The following is a 25,135-nucleotide window of genomic DNA, read 5'->3' on the forward strand; positions in this document are numbered from 1 at the left end:
ATCTGATTGGGATTTTTTGTATTACTAATCCGTATTATGGATTATTTAGCTGAATATCTATCAATATGGAATTGAACTAAATCATCAATTGGTGAACGTAAGATTTTACCTACTTTCATGCCGTATTGAGTTGCTTTTTCTTCTAATACATTGCGGAAATTGTAACCAACAGAACCGATACAATTAAAAGTATAGCTTTGGTAGTTAGGGTATTTGCTTACTAAGTTGCTGAAAAATGCTTCGAAAGCGTCGTCAACAATCTTACGTGTATATTCGATATTTACATTATTGTCATATACAAATTTACTGAAGCTAGCACAGAAACGATTTGCTAATGGCTTAGTGTATACACTATCCATAATCTCATCTTTCGTTAATTTGTACGTATTATAAAATACTTCAGCTACATCCTCAGGCATTAAATCACGAACAAAGTCAGTCAATAATTTTTTACCAATGTAAGAACCAGAACCTTCATCTCCTAAGATATAAGCTGCGGAACTAATATTGTGCGTAATTTTTTCACCGTCGTAGATACAAGTGTTAGTTCCTGTTCCCAAAATTGCAGCAAAACCAGTTTCTTTACCTAAAAGAGCTCTAGCAGCGGCTAATAAATCGTGACCGATTTCGATTTTAGCGTTAGGGAAAAGTTCACGAAATGCATCCGAAACGATTTTTGCTTTCTCATCGTTGTGAACACCTGCACCATAGTAATTTACTTCTTGAATTTTATCTAAAGGTAAATCATTTGGCAAGCCTTTTTTAAGAGAGCTTACGATATAATCACTGTCAACAAAGTAAGGATTGTATCCTTCTGTGTTGAAATAGATCTTCTTTTGATTGTCGTCTAATAGGCACCAATTGGTCTTGGTTGATCCGCCATCTGCAATAATGATCATTATTAGTTTATTTTAGTATAGTTATTCAAAATTATATCTCTCGAAGATACATTTTTATTCCTAAAAACAATAGCGTTTATAAATTTTATTTTTAATAAGTTTTTAAATAAACTTAAAAAACCGCGTTATTTCACAATAAACGCGGTTTTTTTATTTTTACACTTAGTGTAAAAAGTACAATTACTAACTCTTAATGACTAGATGAACCTTCGATATGTTCGATGTCAATATTCTGTTTTTTCAAAAATCCTTTCACCAAAATGGCAAAAAGAATAATATAAGCAAATCCTATTACTGGTATAATATAAGAATTATGAATGCCAATAATATCAGCTAATTTTCCTTGAATAGGAGGGATGATACCACCACCTAAAATCATCATTACTAAAAATGCTGAGCCTTGCTCAGTATATTTTCCAATACCCACAATGGATAATGCGAATATTGAACCCCACATAATGGAGCAAGCTAAACCACCAGTCAAGAATGCATAAATCGCAACAGTTCCAGAAGTCAATAATCCAACAACCATTGCAGCCAAACCTAAAGTTCCGAAGATAACTAATGTCGCTACAGGTTTCTCTTTACTAATAAAGAAAGCTACTACCTGAATAGCAATACAAATCGCAAAGAAATATAAATGCGACATATTAAAGCCTGCAATCGTATTTACCGATAATACAACTATAAATGCTATAAAAGGTACTAAAGCAGTAAGAATTTTCTTTGTTTTATTAGCAAAATTAAATGCTGTTATGGCTCCAGCCCAGCGTCCGATCATCATTCCACCCCAATACATTGATATATAAGGTGTGATTTCTGAAGATTGTAAATTTCCAAACTCCTCAAGTGTCAACAATTCCCCAAGATTACTGCCAATTGCAACTTCTATTCCTACATAAACAAATAGTGCTAGCATACCTAATACAAGCTGAGGATATTTCATTGCTCCCCAACCTTGTGGTGCAGATTGCGCTTTACGATAAGCAAAAATAATAGAACCCACCACTGCTAATAAAGCTCCGAATAGTAATGCCATTCGCTTTAATTCAAGCGGATGAGCGAGCTCTTTAACTTGTGCTTTTAAACTTTCAATGACCGAACTATCTGTTGCAGCACTGATTTGTGTATTAATAGCTTCAATCTGTAAAGCAGTCTCGCTTTTGTAACTTAAGAATACAGGTGTAAATAAAATAGCTAACAGCACCGTCATTAAGATTAAAATGTTCTGTGCTTTATTTGCTTTTTCCATAGGCTCGTTATTGAGCCCTGGAGGTACTTTTTTGGAAAAGTTAAATAATGCTGCCGCAAAAATGAAAAGTAATCCAACAGCAATATAGAGATAGACCACCTTGTTTAAAGGTAAACTGGAGATTTCGGAATCGGACATAGGTTCAAAAGTTCCGAATAGTGCATATCCAATAACTAAAGGACCAATCGTCGTACCAAATGAGTTGACAGCACCTCCCAAATTGACGCGTGATGCTCCTGTTTTGGAGTCTCCCAATAATACCGCAAATGGGTTAGCAGCAGTTTGTTGTAACGAAAATCCTAATGCTACAATAAAAAGTCCTATCAACATTCCTAAATAAATGTTTACTTCTACGGCAACAATCATTGCAGCTGCACCAAAAGCCGAAAAGAGTAATCCGTATACGATACTTTTCTTATATCCCCATTTGCCTACTAAGTCTTTTCCTGATAATGTGCCAAAAATAAATAGCGCGAGCGCACCAATATAGTACGCGCTATAAAAAGCAAAGTCTATTAATTGTGACTGAAATTGATCCAGATGGAAATAATTTTTACAGAATGGAATAAAAATACTGTTTCCTGCGGCAATAAAACCCCAAAAGAAGAACACAACTATAAGTGTATAGAGTGCTGGATAATTAGTTGGCTTGTTACTTTCCCTCATAATTTATAAATTCATGATACCTTAATATGGTATAAACGTACGAAAAAAACTTTATTATTATAATTGGTAAAACAATTTAGTTGGTGTAAAAATGCATATTTTTTTTAATTCCTATATTATTTTATTACTTTTTTTTTGAAAATTCATTTGTAATAGTTTTCTTTGTGCATTCTCAAATTTATCCTAGTTCATAATTTATCTATTTCGAAAATCAGTTGTAGGGATTGTGAGCAAGTCAAATTTTCAAATCTTTTTATAAGGATCATTGTAAATTATTAGGTTAGATTTCAAAATTGAAAATCCAAAAAGATATAATCATAATTCAATATTAATGAATATCAACGAATTGAATTCAAAGCTCGTGTCCGAATTGCGCGAGATAGGAAAGGTGTTAGGTATTGTTGACGTAGAAAAGCTTCGTAAACAGGAACTCATCGACAAAATTTCAGAGATTGCTCAACAATCTGATACTGAAGAAAAAAAAGAGGTAGTAGAGGAAGAGTCAGTATCTGCTGAATCTGCGGATCATGCGCCTAGAAAAAGAACTAGAACATTAAAAACGGAGCCTGTAGCGATTACCAAACGAGTGAGAACAGAAGAAGAGCCATCTTTATTTAGTTCAGAATCATCGGAACCAAAAGCTCCCGTTGCGCAAACATCTACTCCAGAACCTCCAGCAGAACCCAAAAAAGATTCATCCAATACAGATTTTGATAATGTAATCATCAACGAAGGGGTGTTAGAAATTATGCCTGATGGCTACGGTTTCTTACGTTCTTCGGATTATAATTATTTAACGTCACCGGATGATATATATGTATCTCAGTCTCAAATCAAATTATTTGGTTTGAAAACAGGTGATAATGTAAGAGGTTGTATCCGTCCTCCAAAAGAAGGTGAAAAGTATTTCCCATTGGTGCGTATAGAATCGATCAATGGTCAGAATCCTGCCGAAATCAGAGACCGTGTGCCTTTTGATTTCTTGACACCATTATTCCCTGATGAAAAATTAAATTTAGATTTAGGTGCGAATAATTATTCTACACGTATAATGGATTTGTTTACACCGATTGGTAAAGGTCAACGTGGTCTTATCGTGGCTCAGCCAAAAACGGGTAAAACAAATTTATTAAAAGAAGTAGCAAACGCTATCGCTAAAAATCACCCTGAGGTATATTTGATTATCTTATTAATCGATGAGCGCCCAGAAGAGGTGACCGATATGGCGAGATCTGTACGTGCTGAGGTAGTGTCGTCTACATTTGATGAGCCTGCAGATAGACACGTGAAAATTGCCAATATCGTATTAGAGAAAGCAAAACGTATGGTAGAATGTGGTCATGATGTAGTGATCTTATTAGATTCAATTACACGTTTGGCTCGCGCGTACAATACTGTAGCTCCTGCTTCTGGTAAAATCTTATCCGGTGGTGTGGATGCGAATGCATTACATAAACCAAAACGTTTCTTTGGTGCTGCGCGTAATATCGAAAATGGTGGTTCATTGACGATTTTGGCTACAGCATTGACAGATACAGGTTCTAAAATGGATGATGTAATCTTTGAAGAATTCAAAGGTACAGGTAACATGGAATTACAACTAGATCGTAAATTAGCGAACAAACGCTTATTCCCTGCTATCGACTTGACAGCATCTTCTACACGTCGTGATGATCTATTGATGGATAGAGAAGCATTACAACGTCTATGGGTATTGCGTAATCACTTATCAGATATGAATTCTACAGAAGCTATGGAATTCTTATTACAACAATTGCGTGGAACACGTTCAAATGAAGAGTTTTTGATGAGTATGAATGGATAATTCATATTTAATTGATATTTTTAAGCCGTCTAACTATTAGACGGCTTTTTATTTTTATAATGAGGAAATATATACCGAATACGATTACATCGTTGAATTTGTTTAGTGGATGTGTAGGCATTTTATTTGTGTTGAAGGGAGACTATCTATCAGCTTTTTACTGTGTACTTGCGTCAGGTATTTTTGATTTTTTTGATGGGCTAGTTGCTCGCTTATTAAAAGTCAAATCTTTAATAGGCAAGGAGTTGGATTCTCTAGCTGATGTAATTAGTTTTGGTTTTTTACCTGGAACTATTGTTTTTACAATGCTTCGTGAGGTAAGTTCTTTAGAATATTTGCCTTATTTAGGGTTTTTAATTACTGTATTTTCTGCATTACGTCTTGCGAAATTTAATATTGACGAACGTCAAACCTCGGATTTCATTGGCGTAAATACGCCTATGAATACGTTTTTGATTGTTTCATTGCCGTTTATAGGCCAAATATATCCACAATACATATACAATGTGTATGTGTTAATCAGTATTGCAATAGTTACAAGCCTATTGCTGGTTTCGGAATTAAAGCTTTTCTCTATGAAATTAAGTTCCTTGAAGTGGGAGCTTAATAAGTATAAGTATATATTTTTGATTGTGTCACTGATTCTTGTACTAGGTTTGAAGATTTTAGCGATTCCAGCGGTGTTTGTGCTGTATATCTTCTTTTCAGTGTTACATTTTAAAAAATTAGAAAGTTAAGACTTTTGTATAATAATTTTCTCAATTTGATCTACCCAAATTTTTACAAAGGCTGCGCATTCATAGTTTTCTTCATTTGCGAATTGTAACATGGTGCGGTACAATGTGTCGTACATTTCGCCATACTCTGGGAAATAACCATAAACATCTTTGAAATCGTTGACAATGTCAATGATGTGGCAATGCGTATCGTATTCAATGAATTTAGTTTGGTAGATTTTATTCGTAATAATAGGAGATTTCTCTTCATTATACCCATTCATTATGAATACATCACATTGTTTTTCGAACCTTTTGCGAATAGATTTTAATTCATCTTGGATAATACTACGCTTGTTTAGAAGGTGTTCGTAAATTGTAATTAATTCTTCTTGAACCTCCGCTTCTTTAGAAATAATTGCCATATTCTTCAGGATTGATGTGTACAATTCTAAACAATATAGCAATTAAAATTGTTTTTGTAAAGTATTGATTTTTAAATATTTGATTAATAACTATAGCTTAAGCTGAAAGTCGGACTGAATTTATTCGAAGCGCGTAAATCATTTAAGTACGTGCCTAAAACGCTAAAAGTAAATAATGGCTCATTATATTTAAATAGATTAAAATCAAAATTTAATCCTGCGCTAATAGTTTTGGGTGCTAGTGAGGCGTCATGTATATTTAGATAATCCGCTGATACTTGTCCATGAATTCGTTTTATATACGCCAGTTGTCCAATAGTCCAGTCTGGATAAAGTAGTGGTAGTCTATAATCAAATAGCAGTGTATTTTTGACTAAATAATTCGGAAGGAAAGAAAATCCATCAGGTAATGGAATATCATAATTTCCTCTAAATACGCCGCTAGCTTGCTGTATACCAAGACGTGTTTGGAAGCTGTGGTTTAAGACGATCCCTGGAAAATAGAAATTTGCTCGCAATGCCCAAGAATTATTGTCTGCATTTTCAAAGGGCATATGTCTGTAGATAAAATTAAAATTTTGTCCCCACCGTGGAGCCAAGTCCATTGTACTTAACATGGTATTTCTATTAAAGTAGGCTTGATAATTCAAAGGGAAGCGAATTTGATCCACAAAATTTCGAAGATTATTAACACTTAAATCGTAGCGTTTGATATAATACGTTCCAAAATTTACACCATACGAATACGTGATATTGCCTCTGTAAATGCTAAAAGGCAATTGAATGTCTGTGGTTACTTGATGATATCTAAAATCAAATCGTAAACTATCCTTGCCATTCGATGTCTTAGCAATTCCGAAATTCCCCGAATTTTTATACCCCACCGTGAATTTCGGGTAGTAACGTTGATAAGTTAATTCAGCCAAATAAGCATTTTTGTTAAGCTCTACTTCACGCTCGTAACCTAATTTGATACGTGTGGTGTTCAACACATCATTAGAAAGCCAGTAAATTCCTGGTTTATAATTGTCAAAACTCTCAAAATTATTCGCACTTAAAGTTAAGCTGTGAAAATTGATACTATTTTTTAATACACTATATGGTTTAATAGCTGAACTATAATCCACATCAGAACTGATCGTATCATATTGAAAGGAGTTTTGCTGTTGATAAAGCGTTCTAGCTGGTTCTAGACTAGTAGATTTAAGATCAAAATCTTCTAATTTAAGGCTGTTAACTTTGAGTCCTTTCACAGTAAAATCATTAAACCAAAGAGTTCCATTGGCATAGTATGGATTGAAAGCTCCGAATTTACTCTCAGTTATTTTAGATATTATCCCTTTTTCTAACATAAAAAGATCGTCTTTGCCAGATTGATTTGCTTTGAAAATAATATTGTCCTTAACATAGATTGGACGTTCCAACTGCAAATTTGACCACGAAAGCAACTCTTTCATAGCTTTCGTTTCTAGGTCTATTTCAATCAAATTAGTTCCTCTTTGGTCTACGGAAATGGCTACGATTTTATTTGAATTCTCGTTGAAATAAGGCTGTTGAATATGCATATTTGAAGGCAAAGCAATGCTGTCAATTTTATTTCCACTATTGGGATCTAGTATCGCAAGGGAACTCTCATTGTCTAAATTTACTTCTACACAAACCAATTTTGATAGGTCATTAGATAGGATCGGGGTGTAGAATCTACTGTCTTTCGTGAGCGTTTTTTTAACTCCTGTTAGTGTGTTATAGATGTTTATTACATTATAAGTATGCTTCGAAAAACGTGCGTCTTTGCTGTATTCATCCCAAGTTATCAGGTGATTTTTGATATGAAAATACGGCATTATTTGAGCTCCAATTTTCAAAACTTCCTCTGTTTTTTCAGGCGAATTCGGGTTGAATTTTATAATTCTTGGTGTGCGTTGGTTGTTCTTTTGAAGAGCATATACCCCGTGATTTTCGAGCTGGGGCAAGAAGTAATCTGTAGGGTATTTGTCATCAAAAGTGATGGGCTCTCCTAGGTTGCTGGTCGGATTTTCGGTCCATTTTTTCTCTAAATTTTCGATGGTATTTGTAAAAAGTTTACTCGCTTTACCGCCATAATATTTCTTCAAAGCACGCTGAAAATTGAATGGACGGAGTAATTTTCCGTTCATTTCTTCGTAGATTTTGGAGTTGATTTGCGCGTCTTTCTCATACATTTCGCTATTCATAAAATAGCCAATAGTGTAATAACTTGGAACTATATCTTTGAAAGAACCGTGTACATATTTGCTAAAACTGTATGTTTTTTGAGACTGAATATTGGTTCTTAATTCCATGTCCCAAGAGCTTAAACGTCCTCTTCCTCCCGTCGAAAATAGTGTTTCATGTACCGTTGCGTCACCTTCGTAATACCAAGATGGAAGGTTGATTCCGAAGAAAGCAAGAGCTAAAAGTTCGCCAAAAGGCTTTCTTATGTTTCCTGTCAATTTGTCAAATTGAGCGACGTGTTGCAGTTCATGGAGAGCTAAGTTGGGAAGCCATTCTTGGTTGTCCGCTAAACAAGAAGGCGTAGAAAAAAGTTCAGATTTTCGAGGTGCTAATTGCACAAAACCGTTTTGCTGTATATGATTTTGTTGTACAATTATGTTGATCTTTCTTGGTTTCTCATTCAAGTTTAATTCCGCAAATTTAATGTAGGTCTCTATTTGTTGGGCTAGGAGAGTAGCTGATTCATTAAACTCTTTAGGGAATATAAGTCTGAAATTATCCGTGTTTATTTCATTCCATTTTACTTTAAAATGGGGTTGAGAGTTGTTAAAAATTTGTGCTTTTGTTTCTTGTAAACAAATAGTTGATAGTAATATATATAAAGTATTGATTATTAATTTATTTAATACTTTGTTTTTTTTCATATTTAGTATTTGCTAATTTTATTAGTAATTTTTTGGTTTTTATATTTATTTTTTATTTATATTAAATTATATAAACAATTGATTTTGTGAAATTTATTTTGTTTTTCTTTTTGCTTGTTTTAAGTTATTTTTAATGATAATTGTGGTTTAAAGACTTCCTTTAAATTAGTCAAAAACACTCATTGAAGACGATTTACTAAAGTACATTTTTTCTACGTAAATCCTTTCAAAATCTTTTGGCATACTATTCATTTTGTACAAAAGTAGTTTCTGAGGGACTCGATTAATTATAAGGAATATTCTCTTGAAGTTTGAGTTGTAGTCCAGCACAATAAAATAGAAACGATATGACTTTTATCTGTTTTTAGTTTTGAAGGAATAAGCAGTACTCTTTAAAACTTCTCATCCATTTTGTACTGAGCATTGTTCTATATAAAAAGGATGGATTTTTTACTGACAAAATGACATTTTGACAATGTAAATCACGTTGATCGATTAACAAAAAAAGATTATATTTTTTGCGAGAAAAAAACGACTTTTGCATCAGAACTAAAGTCTGACACCAATGTAGGGAAATCATAATCGGAGGAGCAAAATGGAAGAATTGGAAATGCATGTCGCAACACTCGAGCAGCTAATTGAAGATGGAAACAATCTTGAGTTGGCGGAATATTTGAATGAGCTCAATATTTCAGATGTGGAGGAGTTGATCGACGAACTTCCAGAACATGGACCTCTATTTATCGAAACCCTAGATTTGAACCGCGCTGTAAATGTATTTCGGATTTTAGATTTCCCCACCCAAGAACGTATCCTTAAAAAGATTTCTGCCAATAAAGTTCGTGAGATTTTGAACACGATGCCGCCCGATGACCGTACTTCATTTTTCGGTGAATTGAAAGGCGATGTGGTGAAACGTTTGATCACTTTATTGACACCAGAAGAGCGTAAGGAAGCGCTTTCACTTTTGGGGTATCCAGAGGATAGTGTCGGACGTCTGATGACACCTGATTACATTACTGTAAAAGAGCATTGGACGATCAACAGAATTTTGGATCATATTCGTCGATATGGTGGAGCTTCTGAGACGATTGATGTATTATATGTCATCGATTCAGATGGTCGATTGATCGACGATATTCGAATCAAAGATATCCTTTTGGCGGAGCCAGAATCACAAGTTGGAGAGTTAATTGATAATCGACTGATTTCTCTAAATGCAAATGACCCGCAAGAAGAAGCAGTCACGGTGTTCCGGATGAATAATCGTGTGGCACTTCCTGTTGTTGACGAGCAAGGTATCATGCTAGGAATCGTTACGATTGATGATATCCTTTGGGTAGCAAACGAAGAGTATACTGAAGACATGCAACGCTTCGGGGGTACGGAGGCTTTGGATGAGCCATATTTGGATGTTACTATCATGCACTTGGTGAAAAAACGTGCAGGTTGGTTAATTGTTCTTTTTCTTGGTCAATTATTGACAACAACGGTTATTGATCATTTTGAGTCCCAATTGGCGAGCGCTATTGTATTATTTGCCTTAATGCCATTGATAATGTCAAGTGGAGGTAATAGTGGCTCACAAGCTTCGACATTGATTATTCAAGCTATGGCTATGGGGGAAGTCACTCTTACGGACTGGTGGCGTGTAATGCGTAGGGAATTTTTATCAGGAACTATTCTTGGATTAATCTTAGGTACTCTGGGGTTCATACGAATTGGCACGTGGCAACTTTTTTCAGCATATTATGGCGAGCACTGGGTACTTATTGGGTTAGTAATTAGTTTCTCCCTAATAGGTGTAGTACTTTGGGGATCGGTTGTCGGATCTATGCTTCCCTTCCTTTTGCGTAAGCTAGGAGCGGATCCCGCGAGTTCTTCTGCACCATTTGTATCTACATTGGTAGACGTAACAGGGCTACTTATATACTTTACATTCGCCACATTGCTTTTAAAAGGTGTTTTGTTGTAAAATATTCTTATTGGGAATGAATGAGTTGTAAAAAACCTTAAAAAAATGTTTGGAGAACTCTTAAAATCTTCCGATAATTGCATCACCGAAACGGAAACGAAGTAGGTTAAATTCTTCCTTAGCTCAGCTGGTTAGAGCATCTGACTGTTAATCAGAGGGTCCTTGGTTCGAGCCCAAGAGGGAGAGCAAAAAAAGTCCAATGTCGTTAGGACTTTCAAGTGTGAAAACTTGACATAATGATTTAACCAGAAACTGTAAAGTTTCAAATTCTTCCTTAGCTCAGCTGGTTAGAGCATCTGACTGTTAATCAGAGGGTCCTTGGTTCGAGCCCAAGAGGAAGAGCAAAATTAAAGCCTTCAATTTTTTGAAGGCTTTTTGCTTTATAATCTTTTCTTTCCAAAATTCTATACTTTATGTTTATTGCGGTATTCTTTAGGCGATATAAGCATTTGCTTTTTGAATAAGCGTGAAAAATAATAAGGGTCGTCTATTCCAATTTTTTTGCAAATTTCTTTTATCGTTAGTTTAGAAAAATAAAGGTATTGGCAGGATAGTTGAATTTTTAATCTTAAAAAATATTGAATAGGTGAATATCCCGTTTGCTCACGGAAGAGTTGTGAATAATGCGTGACTGAATAATTCGTCAAATTAGCTAATTCTTTAATCGAGATTTTCTGGTCCACATTTTCTTTCATATAGGTGATGGATTGATGTATGCTATTTTTTTCGTCTTCTGTGTCATTCCTGCTTTTATATATAAAAGAAGAAATTAACTGTATTAATTGCATGTGTAATAACTCCATTTTATATGCTGTTAAATCGTGTTCAGTTAAATCCATTAAATCCTCCAACAACTTAATTCTAATTGGATCGTATGGTATTTCTATTACGGGATCTAAAAACTCTTCTTTGTAACGCTGGTATAAGGAGTCGCTGTATGCCCCTGTAAAGTGAATCCAATATATACTCCAGGGATTCTTAAGAGAGCTTCCGTATTTGTGTATGCTGTGTTTAGGTAAGATGATGTACGTATTTGCTTTCAGCGAATGAGATTCTTTTTCCAAATTGATGTAACCTTCGCCTTCGGTGCAATATAATAGAATGTATTCTTCGCTTCCTTTTGGGCGAAATCTTTCGTGAGCCAAAGCTTTAGGATATAAACCAATGGCGGTCAAGTATAAATTTTGAGCAAGTATATTTGCCTGCAGATTAGAAATCTCATGAGGTGATAATACATGCATCTTCTGTCCAATAAATCCTTCCGCTATCTTAATACTTGAATTCTTGGTTTTGTCCATTTTTCGTTTATTCTTGGTTGTTTTTTATGGGTTTTATCGTAAGATAGTACATTAATTTCTTTTTTTTATCTATTTATTTTAAGATAATAACCACCTAATTTTACTTAACCAATTATAAACTTATACTACTTATGGAAAACGCGACATACAACAATAAGTATATCCTGGCTATATCTTTTATATCTGCGCTGGGGGGATATCTTTTCGGATTTGATTTTGCCGTAATTTCTGGTGCCTTACCTTTTCTGCGAATTGTATTTGAATTGGATGCCTGGTGGGAAGGTTTTCTAACGGGATCATTAGCGTTAGGTTGTATTGTAGGCTGTTTGGTTGCTGGAAAATTATCTGATTCCTATGGGCGTAAATTTGGACTATTTGGTGCAGCCTTGATATTTGCGATTTCCTCGTTCGGAATGGCTATAGCACCTCAGCTTGAAACTTTTGTGGTAATGCGCTTTCTTTCGGGCATAGGTGTGGGCATGGCTTCGATGTTAAGTCCAATTTATATTGCTGAAATATCACCCCCACAGGTCAGAGGGCGAAATGTTGCTATCAATCAATTAACGATCGTAATAGGGATTTTAATTACTAATCTCGTGAATTATAAACTCTCCAGTCTCGGAGAAGATTCATGGCGTTGGATGTTTGGGCTTGGTGTGGTTCCTTCCTTGTTGTTTTTGATTGGCATCGTTTGGTTGCCCGAAAGTCCGCGATGGCTGATTGCTAAAGGTAGGTTAAAAGAAGCTAGAGCTGTATTGCTTCGATTTGGTAATTCTGCGGTGGTTGAAAAAACAGTGGATGAAGTGGCAAATTCTAATAAAGAAACTTCGCCTATATCATTTAAGGAAGTTTTGCACAAAAGTGTTCGTCCTGCAGTGGTGATTGGTGTGACTTTGGCGATCTTTCAACAATTCTGCGGGATCAATGTGGTGTTCAATTATACCTCAACCATTTTTAAGAGCATAGGCGCCTCATTGGATCAACAACTCTTTGAAACGGTGTCCATAGGAATCGTAAACTTATTGTTTACGCTAGTAGCAATGTGGCAAGTAGATAAATTGGGTAGAAGGCCATTGATGCTAATTGGGTCGTTAGGATTGGCTATCACATATGTTGTGTTAGCATTTCTACTGCAAAATCAAATTAGTTCTGCTTTGGTTTCCATTTTTGTGCTTTTGTCTATAAGTGTGTACGCCACCTCTCTTGCGCCTGTAACATGGGTATTAATTTCTGAAATATTTCCAAATCGGGTAAGAGGTATGGCTACTTCGTTAGCTATGGTAGCACTTTGGTCAGCCTATTTTATATTGGTTTTCACCTTCCCGATACTAGCCGAAAAATTAGGTACATATGGACCATTTTATCTGTATGCTGGAATTTGTGTGTTAGGTTTTGTATTTGTATTGCGCAAAGTCAAAGAGACCAAAGGACAGACACTAGAGGAATTAGAAGGAAATTTTAGACATTAAGCCAGAGACTATATATTATGGAAAATGCTGTAAATATTTGGATAGAAAATATTGTAATTCCGACTTATGGGGTTGGAGCGCCTGACAAAAATCCAATGTTCTTTGAGAAAAGAGTGTATCAAGGAAGTTCGGGAGTCGTATATCCTAATCCTGTGATTGAAAAGATAGAAGATGTAAAAGAAGATAAAACTTACATAGGGTTATTTTTAGAAAATAAGTTTCTAAAAATTCTTGTACTCCCTGAGTTGGGTGGACGCGTGCAGATGGCGTACGACAAAATTCGGAATAGGCATTTCATTTATTACAATCAAGTAATCAAACCAGCACTGGTTGGTCTTGCGGGTCCATGGATTTCGGGGGGTATTGAATTCAATTGGCCCCAGCACCATAGACCTTCTACATTTCAGCCTATCGATTATGATATTGAAATCAATGAAGATGGAAGCAAGACCGTGTGGGTTAATGAAATTGAGCAAATGTTTGGGACAAAGGGCATGGCTGGTTTTACGCTTTATCCAGACAAGGCTTATTTAGAGATTAAGGCACAATTGTACAATCGCACGCCTATTCCACAAACATTTTTGTGGTGGGCAAATCCCGCAGTAAAAGTGAATGACGACTATCAATCCGTATTTCCGCCCGATGTCAATGCTGTATTTGATCATGGAAAGCGTGATGTTTCTGATTTTCCTATTGCGACTGGGGTGTATTACAAAGTAGACTATTCGGCAGGTGCGGATATTTCGCGCTACAAAAATATTCCCGTCCCAACGTCCTATATGGCCATCAATTCGAAATATGATTTTATGGGTGGCTATGAGCACGATACTAAAGCCGGTGTGTTGCATGTGGCAAATCATCATGTAAGTCCGGGAAAGAAACAGTGGACTTGGGGAAATGGTGATTTTGGGATTGCGTGGGATAGAAATTTGACAGATGAGGATGGTCCATATATCGAACTAATGACGGGAATGTATACGGACAATCAGCCTGATTTTAGTTGGCTAAATCCGTATGAAGAGAAAACTTTTACGCAGTATTTTTTGCCTTATGCCGAATTAGGATTAGTAAAAAATGCTACAAAAGACCTCTTGTTGAATGTCGAATTAAATAATCAGCAAGCTAAAATAAAAGTTTATGCGACTTCAGCATTTGAAAATCTGACGCTTCAATTTTTTATTGATGAGAATCTGTTTCATGAAGAAAATTTTAATGTCAATCCTGAGCAGGTATTTTCTTCTCAATTTGAGTTGCGCCAGAATCTAGACCTATCCCAATATTCTGTCAAAATCAGTAATACGCAAAAGGTTTTGTTGGAATATAAATATGATGTTAATGCTATATCTAATGAATTACCTTCTCCAGCAAAGGCAGCCTTGAAACCTTCGGATGTTGAAAATAATGAACAGCTCTATCTTACAGGATTACACCTGGAACAATATCGTCATGCGACTTACAATCCAATAGATTATTACCAAGAGGCATTGGATCGCGATCCAAAGGATGTACGTTGTAATAATGCTACGGGTTTGTGGTATCTACGAAGAGGGAAATTTGAAACCTCTATTCCTTATTTCGAAAAAGCTATTGAAACTTTAATTTCTCGTAATCCAAATCCGTATGACAGTGAACCTTATTACAATATTGGCATAGCTTGTAAAGCTATAGGGAATTTACAAAAAGGGTATGACTCATTCTATAAAGCTATTTGGACTAGCCAGTGGCAAGATGTAGGATTCTTCTCTCTAGCGCAGATTGATATTAGTAACGAAAAATATGAAGAAGCATTGGATCACATTTCCAAATCGCTGGATAGAAATGCTAATAACGGCAAGGCGTATGTGCTCAAATCTTTTGTACTACGAAAATTAAATCGTCTACAAGAAGCCTTGTTGGTTTTGGATGAAGCACTTCGTAGAGATCGTTTTAATTTGGGTGCGCTGTTCGAAAAGATGAATGTACTTGCTGCGCAAAATAAAACTCAGGAATCACAACGTTGTCGAGACAAAATTATCACCTTGTCACGAAATAAAGGGAATAATATGCTTGCCTATGCTAGAGATTATGCGGATGCTGGATTGTATGCAGAAGCTATGAACTTCATTGGATTGCTAGATTCGGAAAGTCGTACGCCTATGACCGAATATTATCTTGCATATTATGCCGGAAAGTTGGGTGATAATGAATTAAGAAATTTTTATTTGAATAATGCTTTTAAACAAGATTCTTATTTGTGTTTTCCAAATGATGTAAACGATATTGCTGTTCTTGAAAATGCTATACAACATAATAATCAGGATCATTTAGCACCTTATTATTTGGGTAATCTTTGGTACGATAAAAGGCAATATGAGGATGCAATTTTTAATTGGGAAGAGTCTGTAAAGATTTGTTCTGCTTTTCCTACAGCTTATCGTAATCTCGGTATCGCTTACTTTAATAAAAGAGGAAATCAAGAAAAGGCGATTGAATTTTATGAGAAAGCTTTTGCTTTAGATAAGTATGATGCGCGTGTATTAATGGAATTGCATCAATTGTACAAGCGTGTGAATAGAAGCCCAAGCGAAAGATTGCAACTTTTGGAAAATGAATTCAATGTTGTAATGGAACGTGACGATCTGTATTTGGAATATCTTTCATTACATAATTTTTTAGGTGATTCTAAGAAAGCATATTCGCTCATTATGGCTCGAAAATTCCATCCTTGGGAAGGTGGAGAAGGAAAAGTCACGGCTGAATATGTCAATGCGTTGGTTGAAATGGCGAAATCAGCTATTAAAAATAATCAATACACAGTAGCTTTGGGCCTTTTAGGCAAAACACAAAACTTCCCGGAAAATCTTGGTGAAGGTAAATTATACGGGACGCATGATAATGATGTGTTTTATTGGATGGGAAAAGCATTCGAAGGCTTGAATGAAGAATCGCTTGCCAAAGAAAATTTCACAAGAGCAACTTTAGGATTGCGTGAGCCTTCTGCAGCTGTTTTTTATAATGATCAGCAACCTGACAAAATATTTTATCAAGGACTTGCGCTACATGCTTTAGGAGAAAAGAGCGAAGCTCAAGTAGTTTTTTCTAATCTAATTAATTACGGAGAGCAACATATGCAGGACGTCGTTGAAATAGATTATTTTGCCGTATCGTTGCCGAATATGATGACTTTTGACGATGATTTGAATTTGAGAAACAAAATACATTGTTTGTATATTCTTGGATTAGGGCAATTGGGTTTAGGTCAGATTCAAGAAGCAAAAGCATCGTTTGGAGAAGTTCTAATGTTGGATCAGCAACACTTCGGAGCAAAGATTCATATGGCTATGGCAAACGAATATGCATAAACATTAGCCCTTTCATCTGAAAGGTTATGTGTTTTTAAGTTATGTTTGAAACGTATAATCATTTATATTGTCCAAAGGTCGGATTAATTATATTGATGATGCCGTCAACTTTATTTAAGTTTGTTATTATAAGCTGTCTATGTTTAAAGAGGGATTTTTATTCTTAGGAATTTTATAGTGCTTGTTTTTTAATGGTGTTAAAATATTGAATAATGATTGATTTAAAGATAATCTAGGGCCAAATAAATGATAAAATCACATTATATGTTTTTGGATACGGAAGCTTCCGGAGAACCGGTAAGATGGGATGTGTCTTCAGTAGACGGAAGTGACTGGCCCTATTTGGTGCAGATTTCTTGGGTAATCTATACTCTTGATGGAAATGAAATCAAGCGGGAAAAACTTTATATTGACGAACAGGATTTTAAAAGCACTTCTTCGGCACTAAAAATTCACAAGATTACGGATCGATTTCGGCAGCAAAATGGTTTTTCACGCCAAGAAGTGTTGAATCGGCTTCTATTTGATTTACAGAAGTACGATCCTTTATTGATTTGCCACTTTTTGAAATTTGACCTTAACTTACTCAAAGTGGAGTTGCGCCGAGCAAAGATTGATTATGATCTAAATCAAATTCCAGCATTCTGTACGATGTTAGCAACAAAATATCTTGCTGGAACACCACACGCGAGACCTCTTCATTTGTCTCAATTATATGCCGTACTTTTCTATAAATCCCTCCAAAATTATCACGACGCTTTATGTGATACCTTAGCGACTGCAGAATGTTTTTTCGAACTTTTCAAAAGTGGATATATAACCGAAAAGACAATTTTGGATCAGATTAAGGAAAGAAAAATAGGTTATGATCATATAAAAGTAGTTTCAAAATAACCCTTTTACGATGAACCGAGTAGAATTTCTAAAAAATATTCCTCCATTTAATTTGCTGTCACTGGAAGTACTTGCTGACTTTGCGGATCTTTTTACTGAAACAAAATATAGCAAAGATACCTTGATTTATCAACAGGAAATCACCAAAATGAAAGGTGTTGATGTCATTGTTAAGGGAAAATACGAGTCTTTTTTTTACGATAAGGAGCATAATAAACGATTGCCCGAATCACATGGCGAAGGCTTTTGTTATGGAGGTATATCCATACTTTTGAACAGAAAGAAATCGTTGCGTACTGTTATTGCTACTAAGGGCACGGTAGTTCTTTCATTAAAACGAAAGTATTTTGCTGGGCTTTGTCAGTCTAACGATGCCTTTTTTCAATATTTCACTGCTGAATATGGACGTCTAATGGCGGATGATGATTTTGCTCATTTTACTAAGGCTCCCCCTTCCTTTGAACAGAGCTATATCGCCGCCGAACAGTTATATTCAAGACGGATAGAAAGTGTAGATGCCCAAGATATATTGTATTGTGATGAACATACGCCAGCATGGCAAGCGGCAACGCTTATGGCGGATCATAAAAGAAGTTGTATCATCGTTCGTAATGGAGCTGGACAGGCAGTCGGGTTTATTACAGATATTACATTGCGAGACAAAATAGTAGCGCAACCTGGATTTGATAACACTGTTGCAGCAAAGGAAATTATGGACACCCCAGTGGTGACCATAGATAATCAGGCTTATGTGTATGAAGCGATACTGATGATGTTTCGTTCGAAGACCCGCTATCTCTTGGTTGATAACAAAGGTACGCTCGAAGGAATTATTAGTAGAAACCGTCTACTTAGTGAACAAGCACAATCTCCGTTAGTTTTTATTCAATCGGTAAAGTTGGCATTATCGGTAGATGAGCTAAAAGGTAAATGGGATAATGTGCCTCATATGATCAAGCAATTGGTTGGGAGAGGAGTCAATGCCGAGATCGTTAACCAAATCATTACATCCATAGCGGACACTATCTTGATCAAGATAATAGAAAATGTAATAGCTGAGATTGGCAAGCCTCCCGCTAAATTTGTCTTTATGGTGCTGGGGAGTGAAGGCCGAAAGGAACAGACTTTAAAAACGGATCAAGACAACGCGATTATTTATGAAGACAAGGCTAATGAGCACCGTGAGGAAGTGAGAGCCTATTTTCTTAAGTTCGCTGATATGGTGTCAGGGCATCTGGATTTTGTTGGATTCAGCTTCTGTAGTGGCGGGTTTATGGCCAAAAATCCAAAATGGACCCATTCTTTGTCACATTGGAAAAATAACTATGAGCTATGGCTACAAGAATCTGTTCCCGAAACAAGTATTAAATTTTCGACTTTCTTCGACTGTCGTTACATTTATGGTGATCCGACAATCATGGATGAGCTTCATGAATTTCTGGATGAAAAATTAAAACAACCCTTAGAAAAGTTGTTTTTCCAGATGGCAAAGAATGCTTTGCAATATCAACCTCCGCTGACATCATTCCTCAAGAACATACGCACTATAAACGTAGGAGACCGGGAAGTGTTTGATATAAAAAAAGCAATGACACCGATCGTGGATTTGGTACGTGTATATGCATTAAAACATCGTATTTTCAAGGTGAATACAGGAGAAAGGATAAAAGCACTTCAAAAAAATGACGTTTTTTCGGAGTCCGCTGCGCACGAACTCCTTCATTCGTATTATTATCTGATGGCATTGCGTTTGAAAAAGCAGGCTAATGACATTATTCAAGATAATTCAGAACCTAACAACTTTATCGACCCAACTAGTTTAACAAAAATCGAACAGGTAACACTTAAAGAGATTTTCAAGACTATAGAGGGTTTTCAATCACGTATACGTGTTGAGTTTACTAAAGAGCTTTTTTAATAGTTATTGATGATAATGTACTGTGCTTGTACGATAGGCTATTTTGAATAATTAACTAGTGAGGACTTTATAGTTTCCCACGTCATTTCGACCGAATGGGGGAAATCTAATCGTATAATTCATACTGTACGTCAAAGTAAAACACTAGATTTCTCCTATCGTCGAAATGACGTATTTCTAATCACGATTTTACCTCAAACGTAATCTCGTTGATTAATAAAAATAAAGAAAAAAGCTTTCAGATTCTATCCGAAAGCTTTTCTAAGTTTTATTCCCAACGCCAAGCGAGGATTCTCATTTTCTTTTGGCCTTGCTCCATTTCGATGATTTCGATTTGAGCAGCTTTGTGATATTCCAAAACAGAAATCAATGGCTTTAAGTTATCTTTGCTTGAAACCAAAGAAGTGGTCCATTTAATCTGTTTTTTGTATTTCTGACTGTCGTAGATTAATTGGGTGATAAATGCTTTTTCACCTCCTGGACACCAAAGTTCATTTGGAAGACCTGCGAAATTTTGAACAGTAGGGGCTTCCGTACCTTTTTTCAGGTTTTGGAATTTCTTTGTGCTCTTTGTCCAGTTATCTTCTCTTGATTTGAAAAATGGAGGATTACACATTATCGCATCAAATTTATCTTCTGGAAAGATAATTCCGTCTAAAATCTTCTCACGATCATCCTGAAAACGTAATTTGATTTTTTTCTTCAACCAAATATTCTTGTTGACATTCACTTCTGCTTGATGCACAGATGCGCGGTCAATTTCAGTTCCTACAAAATCCCAATTGTACTCTTGCGCACCAATAACAGGATAGATAATGCTTGAACCTGTTCCGATATCTAATATTTTAACTTCTTTTCCTGTCGGAATAGTTCCATTATTAGTCGTTGCTAATAAATCCGCTAAATGATGGATATAATCCGCTCTTCCTGGTACAGCAGGGCAAAGACTGTTTGGCGTCGGTTGCCAGTATTTTAATTTATAATCTGCGATTAATAATGCTTTATTCAGTTCCAAAACGGATTTTGGATTCGAAAAGTCGATAGTATCTTTTTGATTGTTTTGAATGATATGACTGCTTAATCCTTTGTATGCGGATTTTAATTTTTTTAAGTCGTAACCATTTAAGTGCTTATTTCTATTATGCATTCTTATTTATTTGCTCTTAAAGGTCAAAGGTACAGCTTTAGATTTACAAACAGTCGATTTCTATATTTAATCTAATAGTCGTAAGATTTATTTGAATATTGATTATTTTTAATTGAATAAAAGTTATCAATTAATAAATTTTTATTTAATTACAAGTTGTCTTTGTTTTTTATGGAGGAAAAGAAAAATATCCAATCAATTTCGGATTTTATCACTGCAGTTAAGGGGTTTCAAAAATTAACATATCCCTATCAATATAGCCTGTGGTTTAGAGCAGAATCAACCAAATACGAGAAAACACATTTAATCCCAAGTATATTTAGAGAATATGTAATTCCGCCTGTTTCTTGCCATGATTTTGGTGTAAAAGAAGATAATCTAATTTCGACATTCAAGAATGAAGCATATCCTTTTTTGGTTAAACATCAATTAACTAATCATGTAAATGGAATTTATTTTCTAATGCAACATTATGGAATTGAAACTCGATTGTTAGATTGGACTGATAATGCGCTAATTTCACTATTTTTTGCGGTTGAGAATGAAAATTTAGAACATGATATTTTTATATGGGTGTTAGATGCTTATAAGTTGAATTTCTTTACACAAAAACTTTATGAAGGGTCTAATCATAAATATGGATTTTTATATAATTCATTTGATAAAGATATAATTGTTGAGTCTTATTTACATTCAAGGCAGACTTTTAAGATACCTAGTAAAAACGATCGCACAAAATATCCAATTGCATTAAAACCTTTTTATATTGATGAGAGACTAAAAAATCAAAACTCTAGTTTTACCCTTTTTGGTCATGATATGGATGGACTAAAAATCACCCAAATAAAATTGATTTTCTTAATCAAATTGTAATTCCAAAAGAGGCTTTAAGAGGCTTTGAAAAGCATAAAAAGAGATTTATATAATATGGGATTTCTTATGATTCAATATACCCAGGTTTAGAAGGTATTTCAAAAAAAATAATGTATGCGATAAATAATTCGATTATCTAACGCTAAGCCTTTTCATTTTTCATATCCTTCATTATTTGGTTAAATAATTCGTAAATTTGCACCTCGCGGATTTTAGTCGATATGCAATGTATTTGTACGCATTGTAGCTAAAGTCAGCTTTACTAAATTCAAAATTTTAAATCATAATTGTAGATGATTAACATTACACTCCCTGACGGTTCAGTACGTCAGTTTGAAAAAGGGACAACAGCGATGCAAGTGGCGTTGTCTATTTCTGAAGGATTAGCTAGAAATGTTTTAGCTGCTGAGGTAAACGGTGAAGTATGGGATGCTTCACGTGCAATTGAACAAGATTCGACTGTTAAATTGTTAACCTGGAATGACGACAAAGGTAAATCTACCTTTTGGCACTCTTCTGCTCACTTATTAGCTGAAGCTTTGGAGGCACTTTATCCAGGTATCAAATTTGGTATTGGTCCAGCTATCGAAACCGGTTTCTACTACGATGTAGACTTTGGCGATAGAGAATTCTCATCGGATGACTTCAAACAAATTGAAGACAAGATGTTGGAATTGGCGAAGCAAAAAGAAGTGTTTGAGCGTAGAGCAGTTTCCAAAGAGGAAGCATTAGACTATTTCACAGAAAAAGGTGATGAGTACAAATTGGATTTGATCAAAGATCTAGAAGATGGCTCTATCACATTCTATTCACAAGGGAATTTCACGGATTTGTGCCGTGGTCCACATATTCCAAACACAGGATTCATCAAAGCTATCAAATTAACAAATGTAGCTGGTGCGTACTGGAGAGGAGATGAGTCACACAAACAGTTGACTCGTATCTATGGGGTGACATTCCCTAAAGCTTCTGAATTGACAGATTACTTGAAATTCATTGAAGAGGCGAAGAAACGTGATCACCGTAAGTTGGGTAAAGAATTGGAATTATTTGCTTTCTCTGAAAAAGTAGGAGCAGGTTTGCCATTGTGGTTGCCAAAAGGAACGGCTTTACGTCAAAAGTTGCAAGACTTTTTGCAAAAAGCACAGTTGAAAGCAGGGTATGAGCCTGTTATCACACCGCATATCGGTAACAAAAATTTGTATATTACTTCGGGTCACTACGAGAAATATGGTGCAGATGCGTTTCAACCGATTCATACACCTGTAGAAGGTGAAGAATTCTTCTTGAAACCAATGAACTGTCCACACCACTGTGAGATTTACAAAACAAAACCTCGTTCGTACAAAGACTTGCCGGTTCGTTTTGCGGAATTTGGTACAGTATACCGTTATGAGCAATCCGGTGAGTTGCATGGATTGACACGTGTTCGTGGGTTTACACAAGATGATGCGCACTTATTCTGTCGTCCTGACCAAGTAAAAGACGAGTTCAAAAAAGTAATTGATTTAGTATTATACGTTTTCGGTGCCTTAGGTTTCGAAGATTTTACAGCACAAGTGTCGCTAAGAGATCCAGAGAACCGTTCTAAGTATATTGGTTCGGATGAAAACTGGGCTTTAGCTGAATCAGCGATCATTGAAGCTGCTGCAGAAAAAGGTTTGAACACAGTGGTAGAATACGGTGAAGCGGCATTCTACGGTCCTAAATTGGACTTCATGGTGAAAGATGCGTTGGGACGTAAATGGCAGTTGGGTACAATCCAAGTAGATTACAATTTGCCTGAGCGTTTCGAATTAGAATACACTGGTTCGGATAATCAAAAACACCGTCCTGTGATGATTCACCGTGCACCATTCGGATCATTAGAAAGATTTGTTGCGGTATTGATCGAGCACTGTGGTGGTCAGTTTCCATTATGGCTTGCGCCTGAGCAATTTATCGTCTTGCCTGTGTCAGAAAAATACGAAGAATATGCTCAAAATCTTTTAGATTCGCTAAATAATTCCGATATTCGCGGTCTGATCGATCTTAGAGACGAGAAGGTAGGACGCAAAATCCGTGACGCCGAAGTTAAGAAATTGCCTTATATGTTGATTGTAGGGGAAAAAGAGATGGAAAGTGGCACAATTTCTGTTCGTAAACACGGGTCAGTGGATTTAGGTTCTATGACAGCAGAAGAATTTAGAGATTTATTAATAAAAGAAATAACCGTTTAAAAATTTAAACATTTGGCATTAAAACGACCTAGTGGTCCAAGACCACCAATGAGAAAGAAAGAACCAGAGCATCGTATAAATGAATTTATACGTGTGCCTGAAGTACGTTTAGTGGGTGATAATGTTGAGCCAGGAGTGTATCCTACGCGTAAAGCATTGGAATTGGCTGATGAGTTGGAGTTAGATTTAGTAGAGATTTCGCCAAATGCTGTACCGCCTGTTTGTAAAATTGTGGATTATAGTAAATTCATTTACGAACAAAAGAAAAAACAAAAGGAAATCAAAGCGAACGCGAAGCAAACGATTATTAAGGAGATCCGTTTCGGACCTAATACAAGTGAGCACGATTTTGATTTCAAATTAAAGCATGCTATGCGCTTCCTAGAGGCAGGTGAGAAAGTACGTGCTTACGTTCACTTCAAAGGTCGTGCTATCGTATTCAAAGAGCAAGGTGAAATCTTGTTGTTACGTTTTGCACAGGCATTGGAAGATTATGGTAAAGTGGAATTGTTACCAAAATTGGAAGGTAAACGTATGTTCTTGACTTTGGCTCCTAAAGGAACGAAAAAGTAAAAAAAGATATTCTAACAGATTGATATAAAATAATAAGTATTATGCCAAAAGTTAAAACCAATTCCAGCGCAAAGAAACGTTTCAAATTGACTGGAACAGGTAAAATCAAAAGAAAAAGTGCTTTCAAAAGCCACATTTTGACTAAGAAAACTACGAAACAAAAACGTAACTTGACTCACACAGCATTAGTTTCTGATGGTGATACAGGTAACGTAAAACGCATGTTAGCGATTGGTAAATAATCGTTTTCAGCACAATTAACAATATTTTATAACCGGGTATCGGGTCGTAAGCTAGTTGAGATACACAGCGCCTCATACCAAATTTAATTTTTAAAAATATGCCACGTTCGGTTAACGCAGTTGCTTCGAGAAGAAGAAGAAAAAGAATCATGAAATTAGCTAAAGGCTATTTCGGTTCACGTAGCAAAGTATATACTATTGCTAAAAATACAGTAGAAAAAGGTTTACAATACGCTTACCGCGACCGTAAAACCAAAAAACGCGAGTTTAGAGCTTTATGGATTCAACGTATCAACGCGGGTGCTCGTCAACACGGAATTTCATATTCTCAATTGATCGGTAAATTAAACGCTAAAAACATTGGCTTAAACCGTAAGGTATTAGCTGACTTAGCTTTAAACAACCCAGCTGCTTTCAAAGCAGTTATTGATGCAGTAAAATAATTTAGTTTTTAAACCGCTATCAATTTGTTAGATATAAAAGGGAACTCGTGAGAGTTCCCTTTC

18 protein-coding genes and 2 tRNA genes are annotated in these 25,135 nt (G+C 35.7%); 14 read left to right on the top strand and 6 right to left on the bottom strand.

What is annotated here, in order from left to right:
• Nucleotides 1-41 precede the first annotated feature (41 nt).
• Both G5B32_RS14025 and G5B32_RS14030 read right to left on the bottom strand, forming a co-directional pair.
• On the bottom strand, nucleotides 42-899 hold the full coding sequence (locus tag G5B32_RS14025) for an N-acetylglucosamine kinase (protein WP_165292146.1): 858 nt from the start codon (nucleotides 897-899) through the stop codon (nucleotides 42-44).
• A gap of 190 nt (nucleotides 900-1,089) precedes the next feature.
• Nucleotides 1,090-2,817: a sugar MFS transporter gene (locus G5B32_RS14030; protein WP_165292147.1), complete on the bottom strand. Its 1,728-nt coding sequence runs from the start codon at nucleotides 2,815-2,817 to the stop codon at nucleotides 1,090-1,092.
• A gap of 331 nt (nucleotides 2,818-3,148) precedes the next feature.
• On the opposite strand from G5B32_RS14030, the gene rho reads away from it, so the two are divergent.
• Together rho and pssA are read left to right on the top strand one after the other, a co-directional pair.
• Entirely contained in the window at nucleotides 3,149-4,642 is a 1,494-nt protein-coding gene (rho, locus tag G5B32_RS14035) for a transcription termination factor Rho (protein WP_165292148.1), read from the top strand.
• Between the two features lie 59 nt (nucleotides 4,643-4,701).
• The gene (gene pssA, locus G5B32_RS14040) at nucleotides 4,702-5,379 is read left to right on the top strand and encodes a CDP-diacylglycerol--serine O-phosphatidyltransferase (RefSeq protein ID WP_165292149.1); all 678 of its coding nucleotides are present in this window, start codon (nucleotides 4,702-4,704) and stop codon (nucleotides 5,377-5,379) included.
• On the opposite strand, the gene G5B32_RS14045 is transcribed toward pssA, so the two are convergent.
• Nucleotides 5,376-5,783, bottom strand: a complete 408-nt coding sequence (locus tag G5B32_RS14045) for a hypothetical protein (protein WP_165292150.1) — start codon at nucleotides 5,781-5,783, stop codon at nucleotides 5,376-5,378. The genes pssA and G5B32_RS14045 overlap by 4 nt on opposite strands.
• An 83-nt stretch (nucleotides 5,784-5,866) precedes the next feature.
• A complete protein-coding gene (locus G5B32_RS14050; protein ID WP_165292151.1) occupies nucleotides 5,867-8,680 on the bottom strand; it encodes a hypothetical protein in 2,814 nt (937 codons plus the stop codon).
• A 595-nt stretch (nucleotides 8,681-9,275) separates the two neighbouring features.
• Here G5B32_RS14050 and mgtE point away from each other — a divergent pair.
• From mgtE to G5B32_RS14065, 3 genes are all read left to right on the top strand, one after another.
• A complete protein-coding gene (gene mgtE, locus G5B32_RS14055; RefSeq protein WP_165292152.1) occupies nucleotides 9,276-10,655 on the top strand; it encodes a magnesium transporter in 1,380 nt (459 codons plus the stop codon).
• Nucleotides 10,656-10,767: 112 nt separating this feature from the next.
• Nucleotides 10,768-10,841: transfer RNA gene (locus G5B32_RS14060), tRNA-Asn, on the top strand.
• Nucleotides 10,842-10,923: 82 nt separating this feature from the next.
• Nucleotides 10,924-10,997, top strand: a tRNA-Asn gene (locus G5B32_RS14065).
• A 62-nt stretch (nucleotides 10,998-11,059) separates the two neighbouring features.
• Here the strand turns inward: G5B32_RS14065 and G5B32_RS14070 are convergent.
• On the bottom strand, nucleotides 11,060-11,953 hold the full coding sequence (locus G5B32_RS14070) for an AraC family transcriptional regulator (protein ID WP_165292153.1): 894 nt from the start codon (nucleotides 11,951-11,953) through the stop codon (nucleotides 11,060-11,062).
• A 131-nt stretch (nucleotides 11,954-12,084) separates the two neighbouring features.
• Between G5B32_RS14070 and G5B32_RS14075 the strand changes: the two genes are divergently transcribed.
• The 4 genes from G5B32_RS14075 to G5B32_RS14090 all read left to right on the top strand — a co-directional run bounded on the left by G5B32_RS14075 (nucleotide 12,085) and on the right by G5B32_RS14090 (nucleotide 19,575).
• Nucleotides 12,085-13,422 (top strand): sugar porter family MFS transporter, encoded by a 1,338-nt coding sequence (locus tag G5B32_RS14075; RefSeq protein ID WP_165292154.1) that lies wholly within the window; start codon nucleotides 12,085-12,087, stop codon nucleotides 13,420-13,422.
• Nucleotides 13,423-13,439: 17 nt separating this feature from the next.
• Nucleotides 13,440-16,763, top strand: coding sequence for a DUF5107 domain-containing protein (locus G5B32_RS14080; protein WP_165292155.1), 3,324 nt, complete (start codon nucleotides 13,440-13,442; stop codon nucleotides 16,761-16,763).
• Nucleotides 16,764-17,009: 246 nt separating this feature from the next.
• A complete protein-coding gene (locus tag G5B32_RS14085; protein ID WP_165292156.1) occupies nucleotides 17,010-17,657 on the top strand; it encodes a 3'-5' exonuclease in 648 nt (215 codons plus the stop codon).
• 10 nt (nucleotides 17,658-17,667) lie between these two features.
• Nucleotides 17,668-19,575, top strand: coding sequence for a DUF294 nucleotidyltransferase-like domain-containing protein (locus G5B32_RS14090; RefSeq protein WP_165292157.1), 1,908 nt, complete (start codon nucleotides 17,668-17,670; stop codon nucleotides 19,573-19,575).
• Nucleotides 19,576-19,843: 268 nt separating this feature from the next.
• On the opposite strand, the gene rlmF is transcribed toward G5B32_RS14090, so the two are convergent.
• A complete protein-coding gene (rlmF, locus tag G5B32_RS14095) occupies nucleotides 19,844-20,722 on the bottom strand; it encodes a 23S rRNA (adenine(1618)-N(6))-methyltransferase RlmF (RefSeq protein WP_165292158.1) in 879 nt (292 codons plus the stop codon).
• 171 nt (nucleotides 20,723-20,893) lie between these two features.
• Here rlmF and G5B32_RS14100 point away from each other — a divergent pair, with 171 nt between their 5' ends.
• From G5B32_RS14100 to rplT, 5 genes are all read left to right on the top strand, one after another.
• Complete coding sequence (locus G5B32_RS14100; RefSeq protein WP_165292159.1) at nucleotides 20,894-21,595, top strand: FRG domain-containing protein; 702 nt, start codon at nucleotides 20,894-20,896, stop codon at nucleotides 21,593-21,595.
• A gap of 293 nt (nucleotides 21,596-21,888) precedes the next feature.
• Nucleotides 21,889-23,814 (top strand): threonine--tRNA ligase, encoded by a 1,926-nt coding sequence (thrS, locus tag G5B32_RS14105; protein ID WP_165292160.1) that lies wholly within the window; start codon nucleotides 21,889-21,891, stop codon nucleotides 23,812-23,814.
• A 48-nt stretch (nucleotides 23,815-23,862) separates the two neighbouring features.
• Entirely contained in the window at nucleotides 23,863-24,387 is a 525-nt protein-coding gene (gene infC / locus G5B32_RS14110; protein ID WP_394343352.1) for a translation initiation factor IF-3, read from the top strand.
• Between the two features lie 41 nt (nucleotides 24,388-24,428).
• Entirely contained in the window at nucleotides 24,429-24,629 is a 201-nt protein-coding gene (gene rpmI / locus G5B32_RS14115) for a 50S ribosomal protein L35 (RefSeq protein ID WP_165292161.1), read from the top strand.
• Between the two features lie 98 nt (nucleotides 24,630-24,727).
• The gene (gene rplT / locus G5B32_RS14120; RefSeq protein ID WP_165292162.1) at nucleotides 24,728-25,072 is read left to right on the top strand and encodes a 50S ribosomal protein L20; all 345 of its coding nucleotides are present in this window, start codon (nucleotides 24,728-24,730) and stop codon (nucleotides 25,070-25,072) included.
• Nucleotides 25,073-25,135 lie beyond the last annotated feature (63 nt).

The organism is Sphingobacterium sp. SGL-16, from assembly GCF_011043515.1.
Classification (GTDB): Bacteria; Bacteroidota; Bacteroidia; order Sphingobacteriales; family Sphingobacteriaceae; genus Sphingobacterium; species Sphingobacterium litopenaei.

What these genes read in the sequence shown, in the direction of transcription:
- G5B32_RS14030 (WP_165292147.1), bottom strand. Translation starts at nt 2,817, where the DNA reads ATGAGGGAAAGTAACAAGCCAACTAATTATCCAGCACTCTATACACTT.
- G5B32_RS14100 (WP_165292159.1), top strand. Translation starts at nt 20,894, where the DNA reads ATGGAGGAAAAGAAAAATATCCAATCAATTTCGGATTTTATCACTGCA.
- rpmI (WP_165292161.1), top strand. Translation starts at nt 24,429, where the DNA reads ATGCCAAAAGTTAAAACCAATTCCAGCGCAAAGAAACGTTTCAAATTG.
- G5B32_RS14075 (WP_165292154.1), top strand. Translation starts at nt 12,085, where the DNA reads ATGGAAAACGCGACATACAACAATAAGTATATCCTGGCTATATCTTTT.
- G5B32_RS14025 (WP_165292146.1), bottom strand. Translation starts at nt 899, where the DNA reads ATGATCATTATTGCAGATGGCGGATCAACCAAGACCAATTGGTGCCTA.
- G5B32_RS14090 (WP_165292157.1), top strand. Translation starts at nt 17,668, where the DNA reads ATGAACCGAGTAGAATTTCTAAAAAATATTCCTCCATTTAATTTGCTG.
- G5B32_RS14045 (WP_165292150.1), bottom strand. Translation starts at nt 5,783, where the DNA reads ATGGCAATTATTTCTAAAGAAGCGGAGGTTCAAGAAGAATTAATTACA.
- rplT (WP_165292162.1), top strand. Translation starts at nt 24,728, where the DNA reads ATGCCACGTTCGGTTAACGCAGTTGCTTCGAGAAGAAGAAGAAAAAGA.
- thrS (WP_165292160.1), top strand. Translation starts at nt 21,889, where the DNA reads ATGATTAACATTACACTCCCTGACGGTTCAGTACGTCAGTTTGAAAAA.
- G5B32_RS14070 (WP_165292153.1), bottom strand. Translation starts at nt 11,953, where the DNA reads ATGGACAAAACCAAGAATTCAAGTATTAAGATAGCGGAAGGATTTATT.
- rho (WP_165292148.1), top strand. Translation starts at nt 3,149, where the DNA reads ATGAATATCAACGAATTGAATTCAAAGCTCGTGTCCGAATTGCGCGAG.
- G5B32_RS14050 (WP_165292151.1), bottom strand. Translation starts at nt 8,680, where the DNA reads ATGAAAAAAAACAAAGTATTAAATAAATTAATAATCAATACTTTATAT.
- infC (WP_394343352.1), top strand. Translation starts at nt 23,863, where the DNA reads ATGAGAAAGAAAGAACCAGAGCATCGTATAAATGAATTTATACGTGTG.
- G5B32_RS14085 (WP_165292156.1), top strand. Translation starts at nt 17,010, where the DNA reads ATGATAAAATCACATTATATGTTTTTGGATACGGAAGCTTCCGGAGAA.
- pssA (WP_165292149.1), top strand. Translation starts at nt 4,702, where the DNA reads ATGAGGAAATATATACCGAATACGATTACATCGTTGAATTTGTTTAGT.
- rlmF (WP_165292158.1), bottom strand. Translation starts at nt 20,722, where the DNA reads ATGCATAATAGAAATAAGCACTTAAATGGTTACGACTTAAAAAAATTA.
- mgtE (WP_165292152.1), top strand. Translation starts at nt 9,276, where the DNA reads ATGGAAGAATTGGAAATGCATGTCGCAACACTCGAGCAGCTAATTGAA.
- G5B32_RS14080 (WP_165292155.1), top strand. Translation starts at nt 13,440, where the DNA reads ATGGAAAATGCTGTAAATATTTGGATAGAAAATATTGTAATTCCGACT.